Raw genomic sequence first — 22248 nt, forward strand, 5'->3', positions numbered from 1 at the left:
TGAGCTAGATATAGTGGGATATACCTTGGTCTAATACTTGATGGACACTGGCTGTAGCAGTGTTTAGTGACATCAAGGCATAATAGCCAGATTGAGATATCTAAAGGTTATAAGCTTGAGTCAGCACTATTTTGTTTTACAGCGCCCCGTTGAAGTCATGGAAGAGATTAAAGGCAGCAAATTTATTACCTTACTCTTTAATGCGAATAGTCCTGATGAGTTTCGAGCACAGCTACTGCTGGTAAAACAACAATACCCGGGCGCGAACCATTACTGCCAAGCCTTTATTGCCTCGATGCCGGGTGATAATGCTTCTGTCGGATTTAGTGATGACGGTGAGCCATCAGGTAGTGCAGGACGGCCAATGCTAAATGTGTTGCTGGGTGCCAATATTGGTTTTTGCGGTGCAATATCGGTGCGTTATTTTGGCGGAACTAAGTTGGGGGTGGGTGGCCTCGTGCGCGCGTATTCAAGTGGCGTGAAGCTGGCTATTGCTCAAGCGCTGCTTGAGCTGCGTCAGCCAAGTGAAGTCATCACCCTTGAATGCAGCTACAGTGAACTTGGATCAGTTGAACATTTTTGCCAACGCCAGCAATTAGTGATTGAGGATAAGCATTTTTCCGAGCAGGTGTCGCTGAAGATTCAACTTCCTCTATCCTGTATAAATGCGTTATGCGAGCAGTTAAAGGCGATAAACCCCATGGGCGTTTATATTGTGCGAGCTAATTCAGATTCAACTCAACGGTAACCAAGACGGTTAGGAGCAAAATGCACTATCGAACGATTACTCGTATCACTGGCCTGTTAGTTGGACTGTTTTCGATTACTATGCTGCCACCAGTTGCGGTGTCGATGATTTATAGCGATGGCGGCGGTAGAGCTTTTGTCCAAGCATTTTTTATCAGTATTATTATCGGCTTATTCTTGTGGTACCCCAATCGCCAATATAAGCATGATCTGCGCACCCGTGAAGGCTTTCTGATTGTGGTGCTCTTTTGGACTGTGTTGGGGGCGATTGGTACCTTGCCATTCCTGCTGGTAGATAACCCCGAATTAGGCCTAGCTGACAGCGTATTTGAATCTTTTTCGGCGCTGACGACGACTGGCGCCACCGTGATTGTCGGATTAGACCAACTCCCGAAAGCAATACTGTTTTACCGGCATCAATTGCAGTGGCTAGGGGGGATGGGGATCATCGTGCTTGCCGTAGCGATTTTGCCAGTCCTGGGAATTGGGGGAATGCAGCTATATCGGGCTGAAATTCCTGGGCCAGTAAAAGATAGCAAGATGACCCCTCGTATTGCCGAAACCGCCAAAACCCTCTGGTACATCTATCTGTTATTAACCATTGCTTGCGCCGCCGCCTATCACTTTGCTGGAATGCCAGTGTTTGATGCGATTTGTCACTCGTTTTCAACCATCGCTATTGGTGGGTTTTCTACCCATGATGCCAGTATTGGTTACTACCAAAGCCCTGCGATTAACCTGATTTGTGTGTTTTTTTTGCTGGTGGCTGCCGTGAATTTTAGCCTGCATTTCGCGGCATTTTCGCGTCGTGGTATTAACCTTAAAACCTATTTTCGTGACGCGGAATTTCGAGCGTTGCTGATTGTGCAATTTGCCTTAACAGCCGTGTGTTTTGCTACCTTACTGCATACTGGCATCTATGATTCGCCTGAAGAAACTCTGGACTATGCCTTGTTCCAAGCAGTATCTGTATCAACAACCGCAGGTTTTGGTACTGAAAGCTTTCATGAATGGCCATTGTTCCTGCCAATACTGCTAATCTTTTCCAGCTTTATCGGTGGCTGTGGTGGTTCCACTGCGGGGGGGATTAAGGTGATCAGGATGGTGCTGCTGATCCTGCAGGGCTATCGTGAATTGAAACGACTCATTCACCCCAGGGCCATGTTTTCTATTCGCATCGGCAGTAAAGCGCTGCCAGATCGGGTAATTGATGCGGTATGGGGGTTCTTTTCCGCTTATGCCTTGGTGTTTGTGGTGTGCATGCTCATTCTGATGGCAATGGGGATGGATGCTATCACCTCATTTAGTGCAACTGCGGCATGCCTTAATAATCTTGGCCCAGGCTTAGGTGATGTTGCCGCTAACTATGCGGCTATTTCCGATGCTGAAAAGTATGTGCTGGTGGTCGCTATGTTGTTTGGTCGTTTGGAAGTGTTCACCTTGTTAGTGTTATTTATTCCGAGTTTCTGGAAGAACTAATGGCCAATATTTTGTTACTGTATTCAACGGTAGATGGTCAGACACGTCGCATCTGTGAGGCAATGCTGGCACCATTTGCCGCTCATAACGCACAGCTTTGCTCCATCGAACAGGCGTCAGAGTCTCAACTGCTTTGGGCAGACAAGATCTTAATTGGCGCCAGTATTCGCTATGGCAAATTCCGTCCGAACCTGTTCCAGTTTGTGAATCGTTACAAAGCGTTAATTGATGCAAAACCGAATGGCTTTTTCTGCGTTAACGCAGTGGCACGCAAACCCAACAAAAACTCCCCAGCGACCAACAGCTACATGCATAAGTTTTTAAGACTATCGTTGTGGCAGCCCCGATTAATTGGAGTGTTTGCTGGACGGATTGCGTATCCACAGTATGGCTTCTGGGACCGGAACATTATCCGCTTCATCATGTGGCTTACTAACGGGCCAACCGATGTAAAACAGACATACGAATTCACTGACTGGGAGTGTGTACGTCAGTTTGCCAATGAATTCTTAGCGAAATAGCTGTTTAAACGGCGTTAAACAGAGCAGAACTTGCGATGCAGGATTGAGATAACTTCAGTCACTTGTTCGTTCTTTAACGAGTAATAAACGATTTGAGAGCTTTTACGGGTAGCCACTAAATCTTCGGTACGTAGTACTGCCAAGTGTTGAGATAAGGCAGACTGGCTCAAAGGAACTGTTTCGTTCAGTTCGGTCACACTCAGTTCGTTATCCAATAGCAGACATAAGATCATCAGTCGGTAAGGATTTGCTACTGCTTTGAGCCATTTAGCCGCGACTTCCGCGTTCGTCAGCATGGCACCGACGTTAATTTCTTTTGTCATTTGTGACATCCATCCCATTTTGATTAGATAATTCTAATCAAATACTAATAAATCCGCAATGAAGCAGTCTGCAACCTAGATCGCATTTTTACTAATTAGGAAATGCAACTGATTGTCTTCTTTGGGCATTATCGTAGATCCGTTGCTTGGAATACGGCAATATTTGTAGTCACTTAATCAAAAAATAATAGAGTCAACGTCAATGAAATCTGTGCTGATCTTGTATTTTTCCCGTGGCGGCCATACCGCCAGAATTAGTCGTCATTTGATGCGTTCAATAGCGGCTGAACAATGTCGTTGCGAGATGATGGACATTAGAGAAGCGAGCAAAGAAGGGGTTGATTGGGACGAGTGGGATGCCGTGGTGTTTGGTGCCTGTGTGTTGTACGGAACATATGACAAAACCGTGTTTGAGTTTTGCGAGCAGCACCAACTGCAGTTAGCGGAAAAAGGCGTGAGCTTCTATTCGGTCAACGTGGTGGCTCGTAAGCCGGAAAAACGCATTCTGGAAAATAACAAATACCTGCAGAAGTTTGTGAAGTTATCCGCCTGGAAACCTAAGGATTTGAAAATTATCGCGGGTAAGGTCGACTACCCATCTTGGGGGTGGTTAGACTCGCAAATGATCCGTCTGATTATGAAGATGACTGACGGGCCAACCGATCCTAAAACCGTTATCGATTACACCGACTGGAATGATGTCGCTGATTATGGCAAACATATCGCCAGCTTAGTGAAGGGGTCACCAAGCGCTGAATAAGCGTTAATAACGCCAGAAGCTGGGGTGAAATAGTACTGCTACCGTTAGAATCTCTAACCGCCCCAGCAGCATGCCGATCGCCAATGCCCATTTGGCCACGTTAGGTAGCGTGGAAAAGTTGCCCGCGGGACCAATGGTGTCACCTAAACCGGGGCCTACGTTGGTCACTGCAGTAATCGCACCTGATAAGCTTGTGAGCGGATCGAGTCCACACAGTACCAATACCAAGGTCAGCAGCACAATTACCAATGCAAACAACATCATGAAGGTTACTAACGAGCGCACAATTTCTTCGTTGATTGGCCGGTTGTTATAGCGTTCGCGGAAGATACCGCGCGGGTGAAATTGTTGCTTCAACTGCTCGCGCATAATGGCCACGGCAATTTGAAACCGGAAGATTTTAATCCCGCCGGACGTTGAACCGGAGCAACCGCCAACAAACATCAAGAACAGAAAGGCGATATTTGCCAATGCGCCCCAACTGCCATAATCCGTGAGGCCATAGCCGGTTGTAGTGACAACGGAAACCACGTTAAAACTGGCGAGTCGTAGCGCATCAATAAACTGAATATCGCGGGTGTCAAATAGCCAATACGCTAGACCGATAGAGACAACAGCGAGAAACAACACATAACCGCGGATTTGGGCATCATTCCAAACCTTTAAGGTGCGTTGTTGAATGGTCTGCACGAACACCAGTAATGGCAAACCACCCGCAGCCATAAACACAACCCCTACCCAGTGGCAGTTCTCAGAGAATGCGGCCATCGAACTGTCAGAGGTCGAATAGCCGCCGGTAGACAGTGTGGTCATCGAGTGGTTTACAGCAGCAAACCAATCCATGCCCGCCAGATGGTATGCAACTGCACAGGCGATGGTTAGGCCGATGTAAACCAAAAACAGATACTTGGCGAGACTTTGAGTGCGGGGAATTGACTTATCTGACCAATCGGAGGACTCGGTGCGGAACAGCCGCATCCCGCCAACGTTCAAAAATGGTAGTACGGCTACCGCCATCACAATAAAGCCAATACCGCCGAGCCATTGCAGTAATGAGCGCCACACCAAAATCGAATGGTCCATCTTATCTAGGCCAGATAACACGGTGGAACCGGTCGTGGTAACCCCTGACATGGTTTCGAAAAAGGCATCGGTATAACCAATACCGTGATACAAAGTGAATGGCATTGCCGCGAAAATACTGACGATAAACCACGTCAGGCTGGTCAGCAAAAACATATCGCGAATATTAAGGTGCAGATGTTTACTCTGGCCGCGATGGACGCAAATACTGGCGACAATACCGGTGACCATGGCTGAAATGAGAAAGGCCATTGCTGTTTCTTCGCCATAGACCAATGCCAATGCCAACGGAATAAACATAAATCCAGTCAGCATCGACAAAAAAAGCCCGAGAATAAACAGCAGCGGTTTGAAATTCAGCATGGCAACAACAACTTAGAAGAAGAAGGCGCTAGGTTGGAACAGTTTTTCAACTTCTCCAACAAACTTCTTGTTCACTAAGAATAAAATGACGTGGTCACCTTGTTCGATCACGGTACGGTCATGAGCCATCAGTACTTCCTCGTTCCGTACGATCGCACCTATAGTGGTGCCGGGCGGCAATTTGATTTCACCTACCTGACGTCCAACCACCTTACTTGTACCCGCATCACCGTGTGCAATTGCTTCAATGGCTTCGGCAGCGCCGCGGCGCAGAGAGTAAACGTTACAGATATCGCCTTGGCGAATGTGGGTTAGCAGTGCAGATATGGTGGCTTGCTGCGGAGAAATAGCAATGTCGATATTGGCTTCTTGCACAATATCCACATAGGCTTCGCGTTGGATCAGCACCATCACCTTTTTGGCACCTAAGCGTTTAGCCAGCAGTGCCGACATAATGTTGGCTTCATCATCGTTTGTTACGGCGATAAATACGTCGGTCTGGTCGATGTGTTCTTCTAATAGCAACTCTTGATCAGAGGCGTCACCACAAAACACTGTGGTATTTTCTAACGCTTCAGACAGCGCTTCAGCACGTTCTCGGCGATGTTCGATTAACTTGACGGAATGATTACGTTCTAGTTTTTTGGCCAAGCCTAAGCCGATGTTACCACCACCGGCAATCATCACGTTGCGATAGGAGTTATCGAGCTTTTGCATCTCACTCATTACCGCACGAATGTGGCGACTATCGGCAACAAAGAAAACTTCATCATCTGCTTCAATGATGGTGGTACCGCGCGGCATGATCGCACGACCTTGACGGAAAATTGCCGCAACCCGGGTATCAATATTTGGCATGTGTTCGCGGAGCGCCGCCAGCGCATTACCCACCAAAGGACCACCGTAGTAAGCCCTAACCGCAACCAAACTGACCTTGCCATCGGCAAAGTCACGGACTTGTAAAGCGCCAGGATATTCGATGAGCCGTTGAATGTAAGTAATCACTAACTGCTCGGGTGCGATCAGTTCATCGATAACAAAACCGCCACGCAATTTGGCTTCGCTATTTTTGGTTTCGCTGTCGATAAATAACTTGTCTTGAATGGCGAGATATTGCTCAGAACGGATACGCGCAATCTTGGTTGGGGTGCCAAACAGGGTATAAGCAATTTGACAGGCGGACATGTTGCATTCATCGCTGTTGGTCACTGCAACCAACATGTCGGCATCCTCAGCGCCAGCCTCTTGCAGCACACCAGGATGTGCGCCGTGGCCAACGACGACCCGTAAATCGAACTTATCCTGCAGTGCACGCAGGCGAGCACGGTCGTTGTCGATAATGGTAATGTCGTTATTTTCTCCGACAAGGTTTTCAGCCAGTGTGCCGCCGACTTGCCCTGCACCGAGGATGATGATTTTCATGCCGCGAAAAGCTCCTAAGCGATAGCTTTAACCAATTTGGCGTAGTAAAACCCGTCCATATTGTCCTGTCCGGGCAAGATTTGCCAGCCTGTCGTGCTGTTTTGTTGTGAAGCTGTGATGGCGACTAATGATGCATCTGGCGTGCGCGCGACAAATGCATCAATCTGCTGGCTGTTTTCTTGTGGCAGAATGGAACAAGTTGCATAGAGCAGGGTGCCGCCCGGTTTCAACCATTGCCAGCAATGGTCTAGAATCTGGGCTTGGATAGATTGCAGCGCATCAATGTCGTTGGCTTTACGGAGCCATTTGATATCGGGATGGCGGCGGATTACGCCGGTCGCGGAACAGGGCGCATCTAATAAAATGCGATCAAATTTTTCACCTTGCCAACTCGCATCAATGTTAGCGGCATCCGCACACAATATGGTGGCATCTAACCCCAAGCGTTGGCAGTTCTCAGTAACACGTTCCAATCTTTTTGCATCATTGTCCAGCGCGACTAAACGCACATCGGCAGATTCGAGAATATGGCAGCTCTTTCCTCCCGGTGCCGCACAGGCATCGAGAATCAAGTCACCATTCTTCGGTTCCAGCAAGGTGGCTGCCCATTGAGCCGCTTGGTCTTGCACCGACACGCTACCACCAGCAAAACCGGGCAGTACAGCAACATCGGTTGGCTGCGCTAACAAAATAGCATCGGCGGTAAGCCCTGCTGTTGCGGAGATTTCAAGTGCGTTTAACTGCGCTAGATAGCTATCACGTGATTGCTGGCGTTGGTTGTTGCGTAGCCACATTGGTGGCCGTTGCTGGCTTTGCTCAATAATCTGTTGCCAACTATCGGGATATGCGGCTTGGAGTTTTTTCACCATCCAGCCAGGGAAGCAGTATTTTAGCGTTTCATTGCTGGTTTCTAACGGTTCTTCCGCGCGTTGAATGTTACGCAACACGCCGTTAATCACTTTGACGAGGTTTTCAAAGCCAAGTTGGCGACAGGCTTCAACGGTTTCTGAAATCGCCGCGTGTGCCGGAATTCGAGTGAAATACAGTTGATAACAACCAATCAACAGCAGATGGTGTAATAGACGTTGTTTGTTTTTAAATGGCTTTTGCAGCCGTTGGCTAACAGAGTTATCCAGTTGCGGTAATACCCGCATCACGCCGTAGCTTAATTCGGCCAGTAAGGCGCGATCTTTACCGTTACTAAGCTGTGCCTGATGTTGCGGCAATACCGTGGACAATGAAGCACCGTTTTCTAACACTTGGAAAACAACTTGGGCGGCGAGGGCGCGGATATTCAATCTCATAGTTTGCTATCCAGTTGCGTACCTTCGGCAAACCATTCGCCTCTGGCATTCAGAATGTCAGCCACTGGCATCGCTTTCTTGCCCGGCAGTTGCATCTCGGTGATCACCAGTTGGCCTTCGGCGGTGGCAATCGTTAGCCCTTGCTTGTTGGCCGTTAAAATAGTGCCAGCGGGATGAGCGCTGGTGGTCGCTTCCGCATGCGCTTGCCAGACTTTAATGTTTTGTTCATTGAGCGTGAAATAACTAACAGGCCAAGGATTAAATGCGCGAATTTCTCGCGATAGCGCTGCCGCTGACTTCTGCCAATCTAGTTGCGCTTCCTCTTTGGAGAGCTTTTCCGCATAGGTCGCCAAACTATCATCTTGAGGAATAGCAGTGAGCGTGCCTGCTGCTAAACCGCTCAACGCCTCGATCAATGAAATGGGCCCTAATTCAGCCAGCTTGTTATACAGGGTGGCGGATGTATCAGTCGGTTCAATTGGTAACTTGCTGATCAACAACATGTCGCCCGTGTCGAGGCCGGCGTTCATCTGCATGATGGTCACGCCCGTTTCCGCATCGCCCGCCCAAAGCGCACGTTGAATTGGTGCCGCGCCACGCCATTTGGGCAAAATCGAACCATGCACATTGATACAGCCAAGTTTAGGTGTATCGAGCACGACTTGAGGCAAAATCAGCCCGTAGGCCACAACCACCATAATGTCAGCGTCTAATGCGGCCAAGACCTGCTGAGCTGATTCGTCGCGTAACGATTTCGGCTGGTATACCGGGATTTGGCTTTCCTGCGCCAGCACTTTCACTGGGCTCGGGGTTAACTTATGGCCGCGACCCGCTGGGCGGTCAGGCTGGGTGTAAACCGCAATCACTTCATGTTCGCTTTCAATAAGCGCTTGTAGATGGCGTGCGGCAAAATCCGGTGTACCGGCAAAAATAATTTTCAGCGAATTCAAAACGTGTTCCTGAATTAGAGGCGATTAGCTGCTTTTAGCGTCAGCACGCGCGGCTTTTTCAAGCTTTTGGCGAATGCGTTGGCGCTTTAATGGTGAGAGATAGTCAACAAAGAGTTTGCCTTGAAGGTGATCCATCTCGTGTTGAATGCAGATTGCAAACAAACCATCAGCTGCTACGGTGAACTCGTTACCGTCGCGATCAAGCGCTTTAACGGTCACAAATTCACAGCGATCAACTTTGGCATAAACACCGGGAACCGACAGACAGCCTTCCTCGTTACAAAAGTCACCGCTTTTATTAATGATGGTCGGATTGATAAACACTTTTGGGCGTTCAACCTCATCCTGTAAGTCCATCACAATCAATTGCTGATGAAAATCGACTTGTGTTGCCGCTAAACCAATGCCTTTTTCTTCATACATGGTTTCGAACATATCGTCGATTTGGGTTTGCAAAGCGGCACCGAATTCAGTGACCGGCTTGGCAATTGTTCTAAGTCTTTCATCTGGATAGCGTAATACGTTTAACAAAGCCATATATAACTCTTAACAATCGTGCTAAAACCAAGGGACTTGGTTATACTCTTTGGTGCTAATGACATAATTTTAATCGTTAGCGGGGATCAATAACAGAAAAAGCGCATTTTTCCTAATGTGTTGACTACATGGACGGGCCCATGAAAAGGTTTACTCTACTTGCGTTGCTTGCAATTGTCTGCGGTGGAACATATGCAGATGTGCTCACGTTAAAAGCTGGTCACCCAGACTCATACGTTGTAAAGAAGGGTGATACGCTGTGGGATATCTCGGCAATGTTTCTCAAAGATCCTTGGCGCTGGCCAAAATTGTGGGGAGCAAACCCACAAATTGCAAACCCGCATCTTATTTATCCAGGGGATAGACTCACATTGGTGTTTATCGATGGTGAGCCAAGATTAGTCACAAAACCCTTTAAAAAATCCGGTCCAACAGGACAGGTCAAACCCAAAGGCGATGCGGTTCCCGCGATTGATCTCGCCGTTATTCAACCTTATCTAGTGCAAAACCGTGTGGTGGATGAAGCGTGGTTAGCTGAGCAACCTAAAGTCTTAGGTGGTGAAAACCCCTCTTATCATCATGTAGATGGTGATGTGGTTTATGTGCAAGGCAATGTTGCCGAAGGCACTAAACTGGCGTTTTATGCAGAAGGGCGCAAGTTTGAAGATGACGCCACCGGTGAGTCGTTAGGGCAAGAAATTATTCTGTCCGCCACTGGCCGAGTTATCGAAAGTGGTGATGTGTCGCGGGTACTGCTTTTCAGAAGTTTCCAAGAAACCAAAGCGGGTTATCGGGTGATGTCGATTGAAGATGACTCCTTGATACCAGCCTATTTTATGCCAATGGCCGGTGAAGCTGAGGGCGCAACACTGTTGGCAGCTAATGGCAATATCCGCGAAATGGGTAAGCTCGATGTCGCCTATATTGACCGTGGCGCTAACGCTGGCGTAAAACCGGGTCAGGTGTTCACCGTGTACAAGCCTGGCGCGACCGTGGTGTTTGATAACGATGGTATTCCGGTTGCACCCGCTGATCAGTCGGCATATGACAAGTTGAAAGCGGCAATGGGTGAAGATATTCAATTACCCAAACTGTATCGTGGCCAAATGATGGTGTTTAAGGTGTTTGATAAAACTGCGCTGGGCATCATCTTGGTAGATCAACGCCCAATGCGCGTCGGTGACCAACTGTTTAAGCCAAACGCTATTTTAAAAGGAGAATGACCGAAGACTATTTGGTCGATTGGTTAGTTGTCAGTGCGGTATCCGGGCTTGGCCCGCTGCGGATTTGGCAATTACTTCAGCACATGGATGTGCAGCAATTACGACACCGATTAGCATGTGAACCGCAATCGGTGTCGTCTAGACTGCAAGCGTCCGATATCGCTGCGGCTGAACAAAAAGTCGAGCAAGCCTTAGCTTGGCAGGCCGCTTCTCAACATCACTTCATCGTGACACCGCATTCCCCATTTTACCCACCCTTATTAGCTGAGCTTGATGACGCGCCGACCGTGTTATTTTGTAAAGGCGAAATCGATAGCTTAGTCGCACCATCAATCGCGCTAGTTGGCAGTCGTGATGCCAGTCGCAATGGACTGCAACATGCCTATGATTTTGGCCGACAACTGGCAGAGTTGGGGCTGGTGGTGGTCAGCGGGATGGCGGCCGGTATTGATGGTGCCGCGCATCAAGGTTGCTTGATGGCTGGTGGGCGAACGCTCGGTGTGCTGGGTACCGGCGTGGAACAGATTTATCCCAAGCGTCATCGCAAGCTCTATGACGACGTGATGCAGTCTGGCTGCTTGATCAGCGAGTTCTGGCCTGATGTTAAACCCTATGCCGGCAATTTTCCCAAGCGGAACCGCATTATCAGTGGCTTATCGCTGGGAACGCTTGTGATAGAAGCGCGCCGAAAAAGTGGTTCATTGATCACCGCAAGACTCGCCAGTGAGCAAGGCCGAGAAGTTTTTGCTTTACCGGGCAGTATCTTAGCGGGCGACCACCAAGGGTGTCATGATTTGATTAAAAATGGTGCAAAACTTGTCGACACGCTGGCCGATATAGTGGAAGAGCTGCCGCCTTTATTGCGGGCGCACCTTGAATCTTTGCCGATTGAGCCCCATTTAACCAAAGAAGACAGCTCCGAGTTGCCATTTAAAACACTGTTAGCTAGTGTAGGGTATGAAACCACAGCAGTAGATGTAGTGGTTGCAAACAGTGGTATAGCGGTAGATCTGGTGTTGGAACAGTTGCTTGAGCTTGAACTACAAGGGTTTGTAGCGGCTGTACCTGGTGGTTACGTTAGACTTAAGAGGAGCTAGCCATGTTCGATATCCTCATGTATTTATTTGAAAACTACGTCCATAGTGAAGTAGAGCTAATGGTTGATGAAGATGAATTGACCAAAGAGCTTACTCGCGCTGGTTTCCATCAGTCTGAAATTTTAAAAGCCTTAAACTGGTTAGAGCGACTTGCTGCCCTGCAAGAAAGTGAATCGCCTTACCTTACCGCCAGCAACAAAAACGCGTTCCGTATCTATACGGCTGCCGAAATGGATAAGCTTGATGTGGAGTGTCGTGGATTTCTGTTCTTCCTGGAGCAAGTTAACGTGCTCAGCTTTGAAACTCGGGAGATGGTGATTGACCGAGTGATGGAGTTGGATGAGCCCGCAATTGTGTTGGAAGACTTAAAGTGGGTCATTTTGATGGTGCTGTTTAATGCCCCCGGCAACGAATCTGCCTATTCGCAGATGGAAGATCTGATCTTTGAGCAGCCCGACGGGCGATTACACTCATAAGCGCAACATCAGAATGAATAAGAAAGGGGCTAAAAGAGCCTCTTTTTTAATACACAAAACAAGGCGCTTGGCTATGTTAAACTGCAGCCAAAGTTTTTAGTAAAACTCTGTAGCCGCGGGCTGTAGAGAACGTCAGCAGTGAAAGGCGAGTTATGGCAAAGATAGATCAACAGCTATTTAATGCGAAAGCGCATGCACTGGAGAAAGAATTCGAACTGTGCCCCAAGTGTGGTGCAGAGCTGAATATTCGCCATAGTAAGCATGGGAGCTTCCTTGGCTGCTGCAACTATCCGCAATGTGATTATAGTCGTCCGCTTGTTCAGCATGAATCGATTGAATCTCAGCCTATTCCCGGCTCTGAATGTCCTGATTGTGGTGCTGAGTTAGCTGTGAAATCGGGTCGCTTTGGTATTTTTATCGGTTGCACCAACTATCCAGAATGCCGTCATATCGAAAAACACACCCAAGATGTCATCGAACAGCAGGTGCAATGTCCGCAATGTCAGACCGGCTTTCTCGAAACCAAAACTAATCGCTATGGCAAAACCTTCTTTGCTTGCAGTGGTTATCCCAAATGTCGTTTTGTGGTGAATTACCCGCCTCATGCTGAGACGTGCCCTCAATGCGGCTTCAGGATTTTGGTTGAGCGCAAAACTGCCTCTGGCAAGCGATTGGAGTGCCCAAGCAAAAGCTGTAACTACAAACGACCGGTGTGATCTTGCTCAAGTTTTACTGGTCAGTCATTATCGCTGCGTTATAATTCCGCCACTTACATTATTAAACACCTTATCGTTAAGGATTGAGCATGTTGCAGATCGCTGCGACCGATGTTGCTGAGTTGGTCGCTAAAGGCGGTGTAATCGCCTATCCCACAGAAGCGGTTTTTGGTTTGGGCTGCGACCCAGATAACCTTGCTGCCGTTCAACGCATTCTTGATATCAAGCAACGTCCTTGGGAAAAAGGGCTGATCATGGTGGCCGATACCTTCGAGCAACTACGGCCGTATCTGGACTTAACCAATATTACTGAAGCGCAGCTTGCGCACGCGCATCAGTATTGGCCAGGGCCATTTACTTTTATCTTCCCCGCCAAGCAAAGCCTTTCCACCTTAGTGCGCGGTAAATTTGATACTGTCGCGGTGCGAGTATCCGCTCATCCGGTAGTCAAAACTTTGTGTCAAACGGTGGGTAAACCATTGATTTCGACCAGCGCCAATCCAGCGGGAGAAGATCCCGCGTTAGACAGCGATACCATCCAACAGATGTTTGGTGACACTTTAGATGCTGTGGTGGTGGGGGAGTTGGGCGAACAACGCCAGCCATCGACCATCATTGATATTCGCAGCGGTAACGTATTACGTCAGGGATAAGTAGACAGGAGAACCCATGGTTCCGGATTCCAGTGCAGTAAAAGCTTTTTTACTTCAGTTGCAGAATAAAATCTGCCAAGCGTTAGAGCAGTTGGATGGCAGCACCACATTTGTTGAAGACAGCTGGCTACGTGACCAAGGTGGTGGTGGTCGTAGTCGAGTGTTGACCAATGGCGCGGTGTTCGAGCAAGCAGGGGTTAACTTCAGTCATGTGACGGGTGAGCAAATGCCTGCCTCGGCAACTGCTCATCGGCCTGAATTGGCGGGGCGTAGTTTTGAAGCCATGGGCGTGTCACTGGTGATCCACCCACTCAATCCTTATGTGCCGACCACACATGCCAATGTGCGTTTCTTTATTGCCCACAAAGAGGGCGCCGATCCGGTGTGGTGGTTTGGTGGTGGCTTCGATCTCACGCCTTACTATCCGTTTTTGGAAGATGTACAACAGTGGCATCGTCAAGCAAAGGCGTTGTGTGAGCCGTTTGGTGACGATGTCTATCCACGTTACAAAAAATGGTGTGATGACTATTTCTACCTGCCACATCGCAATGAAACCCGAGGTGTGGGTGGTCTATTTTTTGATGATCTCAATCAAGGTGGGTTTGAGCGCTGTTTCGACTTTATGCAAGCCGTTGCAAATGGCTTTATTGCGGGTTATAGCCCGATTGTCGAACGTCGTAAACATACCGAATATGGCGCGCGCGAACGAGAGTTCCAGCTTTATCGTCGTGGTCGCTATGTGGAATTTAACTTGGTTTATGATCGCGGCACCTTGTTCGGGCTACAAACCGGCGGACGCACCGAGTCAATCCTGATGTCGATGCCGCCGTTGGTGCGTTGGCAATATGGCTATGCGCCAGAAGCGGGGACGCCTGAAGCTGAGCTCTATGAAGACTTCCTCAAACCGCGCGACTGGTTAGCTGATTAGTCTGACTTACCTGATAGCGTAATCCGGCGCTATTGGTTACGCATATGGTCAGCAAGTTGGCTAATTGCTTGGTAAATAACGCGGCGATGTTCCGCGTTTTTTACTGCTTGCGTTAACGCAGCGTTCATACACAGCAACCATTGATCCCGCATCTGTTCGTCGATAGCAAATGACAAGTGCCTTGCCCGTAACATTGGCGCGCCACGGCGTTGGGTAAACAGTTGCGGTCCGCCCAACCAGCCACTTAAAAACTCAAACAACTTCTGTTCTGATTCATCCAGAGTTTGCGGATGGATAGCGAGCAACGCCTGTGTTGCTGGGTTGCTGCGCATCTCTTGATAGAACAAATGCGCGATGTTGCGAATGGTCGCTTCGCCGCCAATTAAGTCATATGCATTTGATTGTGTCGGATCGCGCTCTGCAGCAGCTTGTTTACCGAGTAAACGTTTAATAAAGTTCATACCGATTATTTTGAGTTGCGTTACCGCCATTATAACGGGCAATGCCGATTTGATGCAGCGTATCGTTGCCTTGTTAACATTGCCTCGTTGCTGGTGGCCATTTACACTGAGGCTAAATATTCCACTCACAACCTACGCGACAGATTCTCTTATGGCTGAACCGCAACAAGCAGATAGATACGCTGTATTTGGCAATCCTATCGCACACAGTAAATCCCCAGATATTCATCAAGCGTTTGCCAAGCAAACAGGGCAGCAGCTGAGTTATGAACGAATCCTCGCGCCTGTTGAAGCGTTTGAGCAAACTGCCCGTAGTTTTTTTGCCGATGTGCGAGCAAAAGGTGCGAATGTGACCGTGCCATTCAAAGAGCAAGCTTTCGCCATGTGCGATACGTTAAGCGAGCGCGCCAAATTAGCCGGCGCAGTCAATACCCTCATCAAGCTGGAGAATGGTCAACTGCAAGGCGATAACACCGATGGGCTTGGCTTGGTAAGCGACCTACTGGCGTATACAGTTCTTGAGGACAAGCGGGTGTTGTTAATTGGTGCTGGCGGTGCTGCAAAAGGATGTTTGTTGCCATTATTGGAAGCTGGCGTTGCGAGTATCGACATTTACAACCGCACACTGGTAAAAGCCGAACAATTGGCTGCGGTTGCTCCACACCGTTGCCAAGCAGTAACAGCAGCGGCTTTGGCACAAGGCTATGATGTCATCATCAACTCCACTTCCGCGAGTTTACATGGTCAGCTCCCCGAGGTTCCCGCGCACATTATTGCGGAGCACACAGTTTGCTACGACATGATGTATGGCAAAGCGATCACCTTATTTAACCAATGGTCGCTTGAGCAAGGTGCAAAGGCCTCGATTGATGGCTTGGGTATGCTGGTGGGGCAAGCGGCGCACAGCTTTAACCTTTGGCGTGGGGTGATGCCTGACGTTGCCCCTGTACTTAGCCTGCTCAGACAACAACTTGAGACATCGGCATGAATCAACAATTGATTTTTAATGATGACGCTATGCTCGACAGTGCGCGCCAGGCAATTGTCTGTTCAGTGATGGATGGGGGGATGAAGCTAAGATGTGTCGTGAGTCTGGAGTATTTATCCCGACTCAATGGCAGCCCTGTTCCACTAAATCAGTTGCTCGATTGCTTTGAGCAATATCGCTTCGACATTGAAGATGAGATCGAAGCGATGCTTGCGAAAGAGCAGTTTAATCAAGCTGGCGAGCTAGAATTGCACTAGGTCGCCTGACCGGGTCAAAGCTCAGCGAGATATTCATTCTTTAAGCGTACATAGTTGTCCGCAGATTTAGGTAAAAAAGCCAATTCACTTTCGCGTAATGGCCGTGCTTGTTTCGCTGGATTACCCACATACAAATAGCCGCTTTCTAAACGTTTGTTCGGTGGCACCACAGAACCGGCTGCGATAATCACATTATCTTCTACCACCACATTATCTAAAATAACCGCGCCCATTCCGACTAAAACGCAATTGCCAATCTGGCAACCGTGCAACATTGCCTTGTGGCCCACAGTAACATCGTCACCAATGATCAGTGGGTAGCCGTCAGGATTTGACTCGCTGCGACGGGTGACATGCAACACAGTGCCATCTTGAATACTGGTGCGCTTACCGATACTGATGTAATTCACATCACCACGCGCAGCGACCATTGGCCAAACATTGGCATCATCATCTAAACGAATGTCCCCGATAAGCACTGCAGCTTCATCAACGTACACATCCTTGCCCAATTTTGGTGTCATGCCCTTATAAGCACGTAACTTTTGACTCATAAAGAGCTCCTTTGCTGATGTTTTGCCCATTATATGGTGAAAAATAAACAAGTTGGCTCAAATAGTCAGCAAACAAACTAAAAAAGCCAAAAAAGCGTAAAAAGCCACTTGCGCGGATTTCTGATGTCCCTATAATGCGCACCCACTGAGACGGCACAGCGCGAAAGCAAAGGCGGTTGAGGTGGTGATGAGGATGACTCATCGCAAGGCGAAAATAAGTTTGAAATCAAGCTTGACGCCGACTCGGGGAAGTGTAGAATACGCAGCCCTGACCTGAAGTGAGTTCTTCAGGCTGCTCTTTAACAAGTTATCAAGCAATCTGTGTGGGCACTCTCAGGTTGATATATCGACAAACGATTTATCGACTTTATGAAGAGTGTTCATACGAACAGAATTCATTAGAGTCAAAACTTTCAATTGAAGAGTTTGATCATGGCTCAGATTGAACGCTGGCGGCAGGCCTAACACATGCAAGTCGAGCGGCAGCGGGGAGTAGCTTGCTACTCTGCCGGCGAGCGGCGGACGGGTGAGTAATGTCTGGGAACTTGCCCATTCGAGGGGGATAACAGTTGGAAACGACTGCTAATACCGCATACGCCCTACGGGGGAAAGGAGGGGCTCTTCGGACCTTCCGCGAATGGATAGGCCCAGATGGGATTAGCTAGTTGGTGAGGTAAAGGCTCACCAAGGCGACGATCTCTAGCTGGTTTGAGAGGATGATCAGCCACACTGGAACTGAGACACGGTCCAGACTCCTACGGGAGGCAGCAGTGGGGAATATTGCACAATGGGGGAAACCCTGATGCAGCCATGCCGCGTGTGTGAAGAAGGCCTTCGGGTTGTAAAGCACTTTCAGCGAGGAGGAAAGGTTAGTAGTTAATACCTGCTAGCTGTGACGTTACTCGCAGAAGAAGCACCGGCTAACTCCGTGCCAGCAGCCGCGGTAATACGGAGGGTGCGAGCGTTAATCGGAATTACTGGGCGTAAAGCGTGCGCAGGCGGTTTGTTAAGCGAGATGTGAAAGCCCCGGGCTCAACCTGGGAATTGCATTTCGAACTGGCAAGCTAGAGTCTTGTAGAGGGGGGTAGAATTCCAGGTGTAGCGGTGAAATGCGTAGAGATCTGGAGGAATACCGGTGGCGAAGGCGGCCCCCTGGACAAAGACTGACGCTCATGCACGAAAGCGTGGGGAGCAAACAGGATTAGATACCCTGGTAGTCCACGCTGTAAACGATGTCTACTCGGAGTTTGGTGTCTTGAACACTGGGCTCTCAAGCTAACGCATTAAGTAGACCGCCTGGGGAGTACGGCCGCAAGGTTAAAACTCAAATGAATTGACGGGGGCCCGCACAAGCGGTGGAGCATGTGGTTTAATTCGATGCAACGCGAAGAACCTTACCTACTCTTGACATCCACAGAATCTGGTAGAGATACCTCAGTGCCTTCGGGAACTGTGAGACAGGTGCTGCATGGCTGTCGTCAGCTCGTGTTGTGAAATGTTGGGTTAAGTCCCGCAACGAGCGCAACCCTTATCCTTACTTGCCAGCGGGTAATGCCGGGAACTTTAGGGAGACTGCCGGTGATAAACCGGAGGAAGGTGGGGACGACGTCAAGTCATCATGGCCCTTACGAGTAGGGCTACACACGTGCTACAATGGTCAGTACAGAGGGATGCGAAGCCGCGAGGTGGAGCCAATCTCTTAAAGCTGGTCGTAGTCCGGATCGGAGTCTGCAACTCGACTCCGTGAAGTCGGAATCGCTAGTAATCGCAAATCAGAATGTTGCGGTGAATACGTTCCCGGGCCTTGTACACACCGCCCGTCACACCATGGGAGTGGGTTGCACCAGAAGTAGATAGCTTAACCTTCGGGGGGGCGTTTACCACGGTGTGATTCATGACTGGGGTGAAGTCGTAACAAGGTAGCCCTAGGGGAACCTGGGGCTGGATCACCTCCTTACCTAAGCGATATACGATTTGATGAGTGTTCACACAGATTGCTTGATGAAATGTAGAGCAAGAAAACAGAGAAATCTGTAAGGGGTCTGTAGCTCAGGTGGTTAGAGCGTTCGCCTGATAAGCGAGAGGTCGGTGGTTCGAGTCCACTCAGACCCACCAATAATCTTGAAAATGGGGCTATAGCTCAGCTGGGAGAGCGCCTGCCTTGCACGCAGGAGGTCTGCGGTTCGATCCCGCATAGCTCCACCATCTTTCAAGATGAACACTTGCTCCGTGGTAACGGAAATGCCAAAGATAAGTTTCGAATTTATCTTTGGCTTTTTTAAGCCTGCTCTTTAACAATTTGGAAAGCTGATAGTAGAGATTAAATAGCGATATTTAATCGAAATTGAGTTCTCAAAATACTTCAATCAAGTGTTTTGGATATTCATGTGTTCGAAAGGACACAATCAAGGCGAAAACAAACCATATGGGTCGTGCATGCGATTCGGTCGAGGAAACTCATCCGGGTTGTATGGTTAAGCGACTAAGCGTATACGGTGGATGCCTTGGCAGTCAGAGGCGATGAAGGACGTATTAACTTGCGATAAGCTCAGATGAGGCAGTAAAAGCCGCTTGAGTCTGAGATTTCCGAATGGGGCAACCCACTTACATAAGTAAGTATCATTAAGTGAATACATAGCTTAATGAGGCAAACCGGGAGAACTGAAACATCTAAGTACCCCGAGGAAAAGAAATCAACCGAGATTCCCCTAGTAGCGGCGAGCGAACGGGGACCAGCCCTTAAGCTTTTGGGGTGTTAGTGGAATGCGTTGGAAAGCGCAACGGTACAGGGTGACAGTCCCGTACACGAAAACTAACCTTAAGTGAAAACGAGTAAGGCGGCACACGTGACATGTTGTCTGAAGATGGGGGGACCATCCTCCAAGGCTAAATACTCCTGACTGACCGATAGCGAACCAGTACCGTGAGGGAAAGGCGAAAAGAACCCCTGTGAGGGGAGTGAAATAGAACCTGAAACCGTATACGTACAAGCAGTGGAAGCGGTTCTTGAGACCGTGACTGCGTACCTTTTGTATAATGGGTCAACGACTTACATTTAGTAGCAAGGTTAAGCGAATAGCGGAGCCGTAGGGAAACCGAGTGTTAACTGCGCGTTTAGTTGCTAGGTGTAGACCCGAAACCCGGTGATCTAGCCATGGGCAGGTTGAAGGTTGAGTAACATCAACTGGAGGACCGAACACACGTCTGTTGAAAAAGACGGTGATGACCTGTGGCTGGGGGTGAAAGGCCAATCAAACCGGGAGATATCTGGTTCTCCTCGAAAGCTATTTAGGTAGCGCCTCGAGCGAATACCATTGGGGGTAGAGCACTGTTAAGGCTAGGGGGTCATCCCGACTTACCAACCCTTTGCAAACTCCGAATACCAATGAGTACTACTCGGGAGACAGACGGCGGGTGCTAACGTCCGTCGTCAAAAGGGAAACAACCCAGACCGTCAGCTAAGGTCCCAAAGTTATTGCTAAGTGGGAAACGATGTGGGAAGGCTTAGACAGCTAGGATGTTGGCTTAGAAGCAGCCATCATTTAAAGAAAGCGTAATAGCTCACTAGTCGAGTCGGCCTGCGCGGAAGATGTAACGGGGCTAAGCAATACACCGAAGCTACGGGTACATACTTTGTATGTGCGGTAGAGGAGCGTTCTGTAAGCCGTTGAAGGTGAAGGGGTAACCCACACTGGAGGTATCAGAAGTGCGAATGTTGACATGAGTAACGATAATGGGGGTGAAAAACCTCCACGCCGAAAGACCAAGGGTTCCTGTCCAACGTTAATCGGGGCAGGGTGAGTCGACCCCTAAGGCGAGGCTGAAAGGCGTAGTCGATGGGAAACGGGTTAATATTCCCGTACTTCTGCTAACTGCGATGGAGAGACGGAGAAGGCTAGGCCAGCGCGGCGTTGGTAGTCCGCGTTTAAGGTAGTAGGTGTTGTGCTTAGGCAAATCCGGGCACATTTACACTGAGAGCTGATGACGAGTCACTAAGGTGATGAAGTGGTTGATGCCAAGCTTCCAGGAAAATCTTCTAAGCTTCAGGTTAGTAGGAATCGTACCCCAAACCGACACAGGTGGTCGGGTAGAGAATACCAAGGCGCTTGAGAGAACTCGGCTGAAGGAACTAGGCAAAATGGTACCGTAACTTCGGGAGAAGGTACGCTCCTGTTGGTGATGAGACTTGCTCTCTAAGCTGACGGGAGTCGCAGATACCAGCTGGCTGCAACTGTTTATCAAAAACACAGCACTGTGCGAACTCGCAAGAGGAAGTATACGGTGTGACGCCTGCCCGGTGCCGGAAGGTTAATTGATTGGGTTATCTTCGGAGAAGCTCATGATCGAAGCCCCGGTAAACGGCGGCCGTAACTATAACGGTCCTAAGGTAGCGAAATTCCTTGTCGGGTAAGTTCCGACCTGCACGAATGGCGTAATGATGGCCAGGCTGTCTCCAGCCGAGACTCAGTGAAGTTGAAATTGCGGTGAAGATGCCGTATACCCGCGGCTAGACGGAAAGACCCCGTGAACCTTTACTATAGCTTGGCACTGAACATTGACCCTGCATGTGTAGGATAGGTGGGAGACTATGAAGTTAGGACGCTAGTCCTGATGGAGTCGACCTTGAAATACCACCCTTGCAGTGTTGGTGTTCTAACCTTGGCCCCTAATCGGGGTTAGGGACAGTGCCTGGTGGGTAGTTTGACTGGGGCGGTCTCCTCCTAAAGAGTAACGGAGGAGCACGAAGGTTGGCTAAGTACGGTCGGACATCGTACGGTTAGTGTAATGGCACAAGCCAGCTTAACTGCGAGACAGACACGTCGAGCAGGTACGAAAGTAGGTCATAGTGATCCGGTGGTTCTGAATGGAAGGGCCATCGCTCAACGGATAAAAGGTACTCCGGGGATAACAGGCTGATACCGCCCAAGAGTTCATATCGACGGCGGTGTTTGGCACCTCGATGTCGGCTCATCACATCCTGGGGCTGAAGTCGGTCCCAAGGGTATGGCTGTTCGCCATTTAAAGTGGTACGCGAGCTGGGTTCAGAACGTCGTGAGACAGTTCGGTCCCTATCTGCCGTGGGCGTTGGATGATTGAGAGGGGCTGCTCCTAGTACGAGAGGACCGGAGTGGACGAACCGCTGGTGTTCGGGTTGTCATGCCAATGGCATTGCCCGGTAGCTACGTTCGGAATCGATAACCGCTGAAAGCATCTAAGCGGGAAGCGAGCCTCAAGATGAGTCATCCCTTAGACTTTAAGTCTACTAAAGAGCCGTTCAAGACCAGGACGTAGATAGGCAGGGTGTGTAAGCGTTGTGAGGCGTTTAGCTAACCTGTACTAATGACTCGTGCGGCTTAACCATACAACCCCGATGGGTTTTGGTAACCTTGATGAATAAAGAAATAC

At 49.1% G+C, this 22248-nt stretch carries 20 protein-coding genes, 2 tRNA genes and 2 rRNA genes; 16 read left to right on the plus strand and 8 right to left on the minus strand.

What is annotated here, in order from left to right:
• Positions 1-115 precede the first annotated feature (115 nt).
• The 3 genes from JYB87_RS00055 to hemG (JYB87_RS00065) are packed head-to-tail and all read left to right on the plus strand — an operon-like array spanning position 116 to position 2747.
• Positions 116-748, plus strand: coding sequence for a YigZ family protein (locus JYB87_RS00055; protein WP_207354913.1), 633 nt, complete (start codon positions 116-118; stop codon positions 746-748).
• A 20-nt stretch (positions 749-768) separates the two neighbouring features.
• On the plus strand, positions 769-2226 hold the full coding sequence (locus tag JYB87_RS00060; protein ID WP_207354914.1) for a TrkH family potassium uptake protein: 1458 nt from the start codon (positions 769-771) through the stop codon (positions 2224-2226).
• Positions 2226-2747 carry a menaquinone-dependent protoporphyrinogen IX dehydrogenase gene (gene hemG, locus JYB87_RS00065; protein ID WP_207354915.1) on the plus strand — a complete coding sequence of 174 codons (522 nt, stop codon included), beginning with the start codon at positions 2226-2228 and terminating at the stop codon, positions 2745-2747. The genes JYB87_RS00060 and hemG (JYB87_RS00065) overlap by 1 nt, the downstream gene beginning before the upstream one ends.
• A gap of 14 nt (positions 2748-2761) precedes the next feature.
• Here the strand turns inward: hemG (JYB87_RS00065) and JYB87_RS00070 are convergent, their stop codons facing one another.
• On the minus strand, positions 2762-3070 hold the full coding sequence (locus tag JYB87_RS00070) for an ArsR/SmtB family transcription factor (protein ID WP_207354916.1): 309 nt from the start codon (positions 3068-3070) through the stop codon (positions 2762-2764).
• Between the two features lie 202 nt (positions 3071-3272).
• Between JYB87_RS00070 and hemG (JYB87_RS00075) the strand changes: the two genes are divergently transcribed.
• Positions 3273-3830, plus strand: coding sequence for a menaquinone-dependent protoporphyrinogen IX dehydrogenase (gene hemG / locus JYB87_RS00075; RefSeq protein ID WP_207354917.1), 558 nt, complete (start codon positions 3273-3275; stop codon positions 3828-3830).
• A gap of 3 nt (positions 3831-3833) precedes the next feature.
• Here hemG (JYB87_RS00075) and JYB87_RS00080 read toward each other — a convergent pair whose 3' ends face one another.
• The 5 genes from JYB87_RS00080 to def are packed head-to-tail and all read right to left on the minus strand — an operon-like array spanning position 3834 to position 9489.
• A complete protein-coding gene (locus JYB87_RS00080; RefSeq protein WP_207354918.1) occupies positions 3834-5276 on the minus strand; it encodes a TrkH family potassium uptake protein in 1443 nt (480 codons plus the stop codon).
• 12 nt (positions 5277-5288) lie between these two features.
• Positions 5289-6698, minus strand: a complete 1410-nt coding sequence (trkA, locus tag JYB87_RS00085) for a Trk system potassium transporter TrkA (RefSeq protein WP_207354919.1) — start codon at positions 6696-6698, stop codon at positions 5289-5291.
• A gap of 14 nt (positions 6699-6712) precedes the next feature.
• On the minus strand, positions 6713-7996 hold the full coding sequence (gene rsmB / locus JYB87_RS00090) for a 16S rRNA (cytosine(967)-C(5))-methyltransferase RsmB (protein WP_207356547.1): 1284 nt from the start codon (positions 7994-7996) through the stop codon (positions 6713-6715).
• A 2-nt stretch (positions 7997-7998) separates the two neighbouring features.
• A complete protein-coding gene (gene fmt, locus JYB87_RS00095; protein WP_207354920.1) occupies positions 7999-8952 on the minus strand; it encodes a methionyl-tRNA formyltransferase in 954 nt (317 codons plus the stop codon).
• 24 nt (positions 8953-8976) lie between these two features.
• Positions 8977-9489 (minus strand): peptide deformylase, encoded by a 513-nt coding sequence (def, locus tag JYB87_RS00100; protein WP_207354921.1) that lies wholly within the window; start codon positions 9487-9489, stop codon positions 8977-8979.
• A 128-nt stretch (positions 9490-9617) separates the two neighbouring features.
• Here def and JYB87_RS00105 point away from each other — a divergent pair, with 128 nt between their 5' ends.
• From JYB87_RS00105 to hemF, 6 genes are all read left to right on the plus strand, one after another.
• Positions 9618-10712 (plus strand): LysM peptidoglycan-binding domain-containing protein, encoded by a 1095-nt coding sequence (locus JYB87_RS00105; RefSeq protein WP_207354922.1) that lies wholly within the window; start codon positions 9618-9620, stop codon positions 10710-10712.
• Complete coding sequence (gene dprA, locus JYB87_RS00110) at positions 10709-11809, plus strand: DNA-processing protein DprA (RefSeq protein WP_456114976.1); 1101 nt, start codon at positions 10709-10711, stop codon at positions 11807-11809. The genes JYB87_RS00105 and dprA overlap by 4 nt, the downstream gene beginning before the upstream one ends.
• A 2-nt stretch (positions 11810-11811) precedes the next feature.
• On the plus strand, positions 11812-12285 hold the full coding sequence (locus JYB87_RS00115; RefSeq protein ID WP_207354923.1) for a DUF494 family protein: 474 nt from the start codon (positions 11812-11814) through the stop codon (positions 12283-12285).
• A gap of 152 nt (positions 12286-12437) precedes the next feature.
• Positions 12438-13001 (plus strand): DNA topoisomerase family protein, encoded by a 564-nt coding sequence (locus JYB87_RS00120; RefSeq protein WP_207354924.1) that lies wholly within the window; start codon positions 12438-12440, stop codon positions 12999-13001.
• Between the two features lie 89 nt (positions 13002-13090).
• Positions 13091-13654 carry an L-threonylcarbamoyladenylate synthase gene (locus JYB87_RS00125; protein WP_207354925.1) on the plus strand — a complete coding sequence of 188 codons (564 nt, stop codon included), beginning with the start codon at positions 13091-13093 and terminating at the stop codon, positions 13652-13654.
• A 16-nt stretch (positions 13655-13670) separates the two neighbouring features.
• Positions 13671-14582 carry an oxygen-dependent coproporphyrinogen oxidase gene (gene hemF / locus JYB87_RS00130; RefSeq protein ID WP_207354926.1) on the plus strand — a complete coding sequence of 304 codons (912 nt, stop codon included), beginning with the start codon at positions 13671-13673 and terminating at the stop codon, positions 14580-14582.
• Between the two features lie 29 nt (positions 14583-14611).
• Here hemF and JYB87_RS00135 read toward each other — a convergent pair whose 3' ends face one another.
• Positions 14612-15043: a group II truncated hemoglobin gene (locus tag JYB87_RS00135; RefSeq protein ID WP_207354927.1), complete on the minus strand. Its 432-nt coding sequence runs from the start codon at positions 15041-15043 to the stop codon at positions 14612-14614.
• Positions 15044-15194: 151 nt separating this feature from the next.
• On the opposite strand from JYB87_RS00135, the gene aroE reads away from it, so the two are divergent.
• Both aroE and JYB87_RS00145 read left to right on the plus strand, forming a co-directional pair.
• Complete coding sequence (aroE, locus tag JYB87_RS00140) at positions 15195-16031, plus strand: shikimate dehydrogenase (RefSeq protein ID WP_207354928.1); 837 nt, start codon at positions 15195-15197, stop codon at positions 16029-16031.
• On the plus strand, positions 16028-16288 hold the full coding sequence (locus tag JYB87_RS00145; protein ID WP_207354929.1) for a DUF1488 family protein: 261 nt from the start codon (positions 16028-16030) through the stop codon (positions 16286-16288). The genes aroE and JYB87_RS00145 overlap by 4 nt, the downstream gene beginning before the upstream one ends.
• Before the next feature lie 14 nt (positions 16289-16302).
• Here JYB87_RS00145 and JYB87_RS00150 read toward each other — a convergent pair whose 3' ends face one another.
• Positions 16303-16842: a gamma carbonic anhydrase family protein gene (locus JYB87_RS00150; RefSeq protein ID WP_207354930.1), complete on the minus strand. Its 540-nt coding sequence runs from the start codon at positions 16840-16842 to the stop codon at positions 16303-16305.
• Between the two features lie 414 nt (positions 16843-17256).
• Here JYB87_RS00150 and JYB87_RS00155 point away from each other — a divergent pair.
• The 4 genes from JYB87_RS00155 to JYB87_RS00170 all read left to right on the plus strand — a co-directional run bounded on the left by JYB87_RS00155 (position 17257) and on the right by JYB87_RS00170 (position 22204).
• Positions 17257-18799, plus strand: a 16S ribosomal RNA gene (locus JYB87_RS00155).
• Positions 18800-18880: 81 nt separating this feature from the next.
• Positions 18881-18957: transfer RNA gene (locus tag JYB87_RS00160), tRNA-Ile, on the plus strand.
• A 14-nt stretch (positions 18958-18971) separates the two neighbouring features.
• Positions 18972-19047, plus strand: a tRNA-Ala gene (locus JYB87_RS00165).
• Positions 19048-19314: 267 nt separating this feature from the next.
• Positions 19315-22204, plus strand: a 23S ribosomal RNA gene (locus JYB87_RS00170).
• Together the 16S and 23S rRNA genes with 2 tRNA genes alongside form the textbook arrangement of a ribosomal RNA operon.
• The last annotated feature ends 44 nt before the right edge of the window (positions 22205-22248 follow it).

The sequence above is a fragment of the Shewanella avicenniae genome (assembly GCF_017354945.1).
Classification (GTDB): Bacteria; Pseudomonadota; Gammaproteobacteria; order Enterobacterales; family Shewanellaceae; genus Shewanella; species Shewanella avicenniae.

Excerpts from the sequence above, each read along its gene's own strand:
- JYB87_RS00060 (WP_207354914.1), top strand. The coding sequence starts at position 769 with ATGCACTATCGAACGATTACTCGTATCACTGGCCTGTTAGTTGGACTG.
- hemG (WP_207354915.1), top strand. The coding sequence starts at position 2,226 with ATGGCCAATATTTTGTTACTGTATTCAACGGTAGATGGTCAGACACGT.
- JYB87_RS00070 (WP_207354916.1), bottom strand. The coding sequence starts at position 3,070 with ATGACAAAAGAAATTAACGTCGGTGCCATGCTGACGAACGCGGAAGTC.
- hemG (WP_207354917.1), top strand. The coding sequence starts at position 3,273 with ATGAAATCTGTGCTGATCTTGTATTTTTCCCGTGGCGGCCATACCGCC.
- JYB87_RS00080 (WP_207354918.1), bottom strand. The coding sequence starts at position 5,276 with ATGCTGAATTTCAAACCGCTGCTGTTTATTCTCGGGCTTTTTTTGTCG.
- trkA (WP_207354919.1), bottom strand. The coding sequence starts at position 6,698 with ATGAAAATCATCATCCTCGGTGCAGGGCAAGTCGGCGGCACACTGGCT.
- def (WP_207354921.1), bottom strand. The coding sequence starts at position 9,489 with ATGGCTTTGTTAAACGTATTACGCTATCCAGATGAAAGACTTAGAACA.
- JYB87_RS00105 (WP_207354922.1), top strand. The coding sequence starts at position 9,618 with ATGGACGGGCCCATGAAAAGGTTTACTCTACTTGCGTTGCTTGCAATT.
- dprA (WP_456114976.1), top strand. The coding sequence starts at position 10,709 with ATGACCGAAGACTATTTGGTCGATTGGTTAGTTGTCAGTGCGGTATCC.
- JYB87_RS00115 (WP_207354923.1), top strand. The coding sequence starts at position 11,812 with ATGTTCGATATCCTCATGTATTTATTTGAAAACTACGTCCATAGTGAA.
- JYB87_RS00120 (WP_207354924.1), top strand. The coding sequence starts at position 12,438 with ATGGCAAAGATAGATCAACAGCTATTTAATGCGAAAGCGCATGCACTG.
- JYB87_RS00125 (WP_207354925.1), top strand. The coding sequence starts at position 13,091 with ATGTTGCAGATCGCTGCGACCGATGTTGCTGAGTTGGTCGCTAAAGGC.
- hemF (WP_207354926.1), top strand. The coding sequence starts at position 13,671 with ATGGTTCCGGATTCCAGTGCAGTAAAAGCTTTTTTACTTCAGTTGCAG.
- JYB87_RS00135 (WP_207354927.1), bottom strand. The coding sequence starts at position 15,043 with ATGAACTTTATTAAACGTTTACTCGGTAAACAAGCTGCTGCAGAGCGC.
- aroE (WP_207354928.1), top strand. The coding sequence starts at position 15,195 with ATGGCTGAACCGCAACAAGCAGATAGATACGCTGTATTTGGCAATCCT.
- JYB87_RS00145 (WP_207354929.1), top strand. The coding sequence starts at position 16,028 with ATGAATCAACAATTGATTTTTAATGATGACGCTATGCTCGACAGTGCG.
- JYB87_RS00150 (WP_207354930.1), bottom strand. The coding sequence starts at position 16,842 with ATGAGTCAAAAGTTACGTGCTTATAAGGGCATGACACCAAAATTGGGC.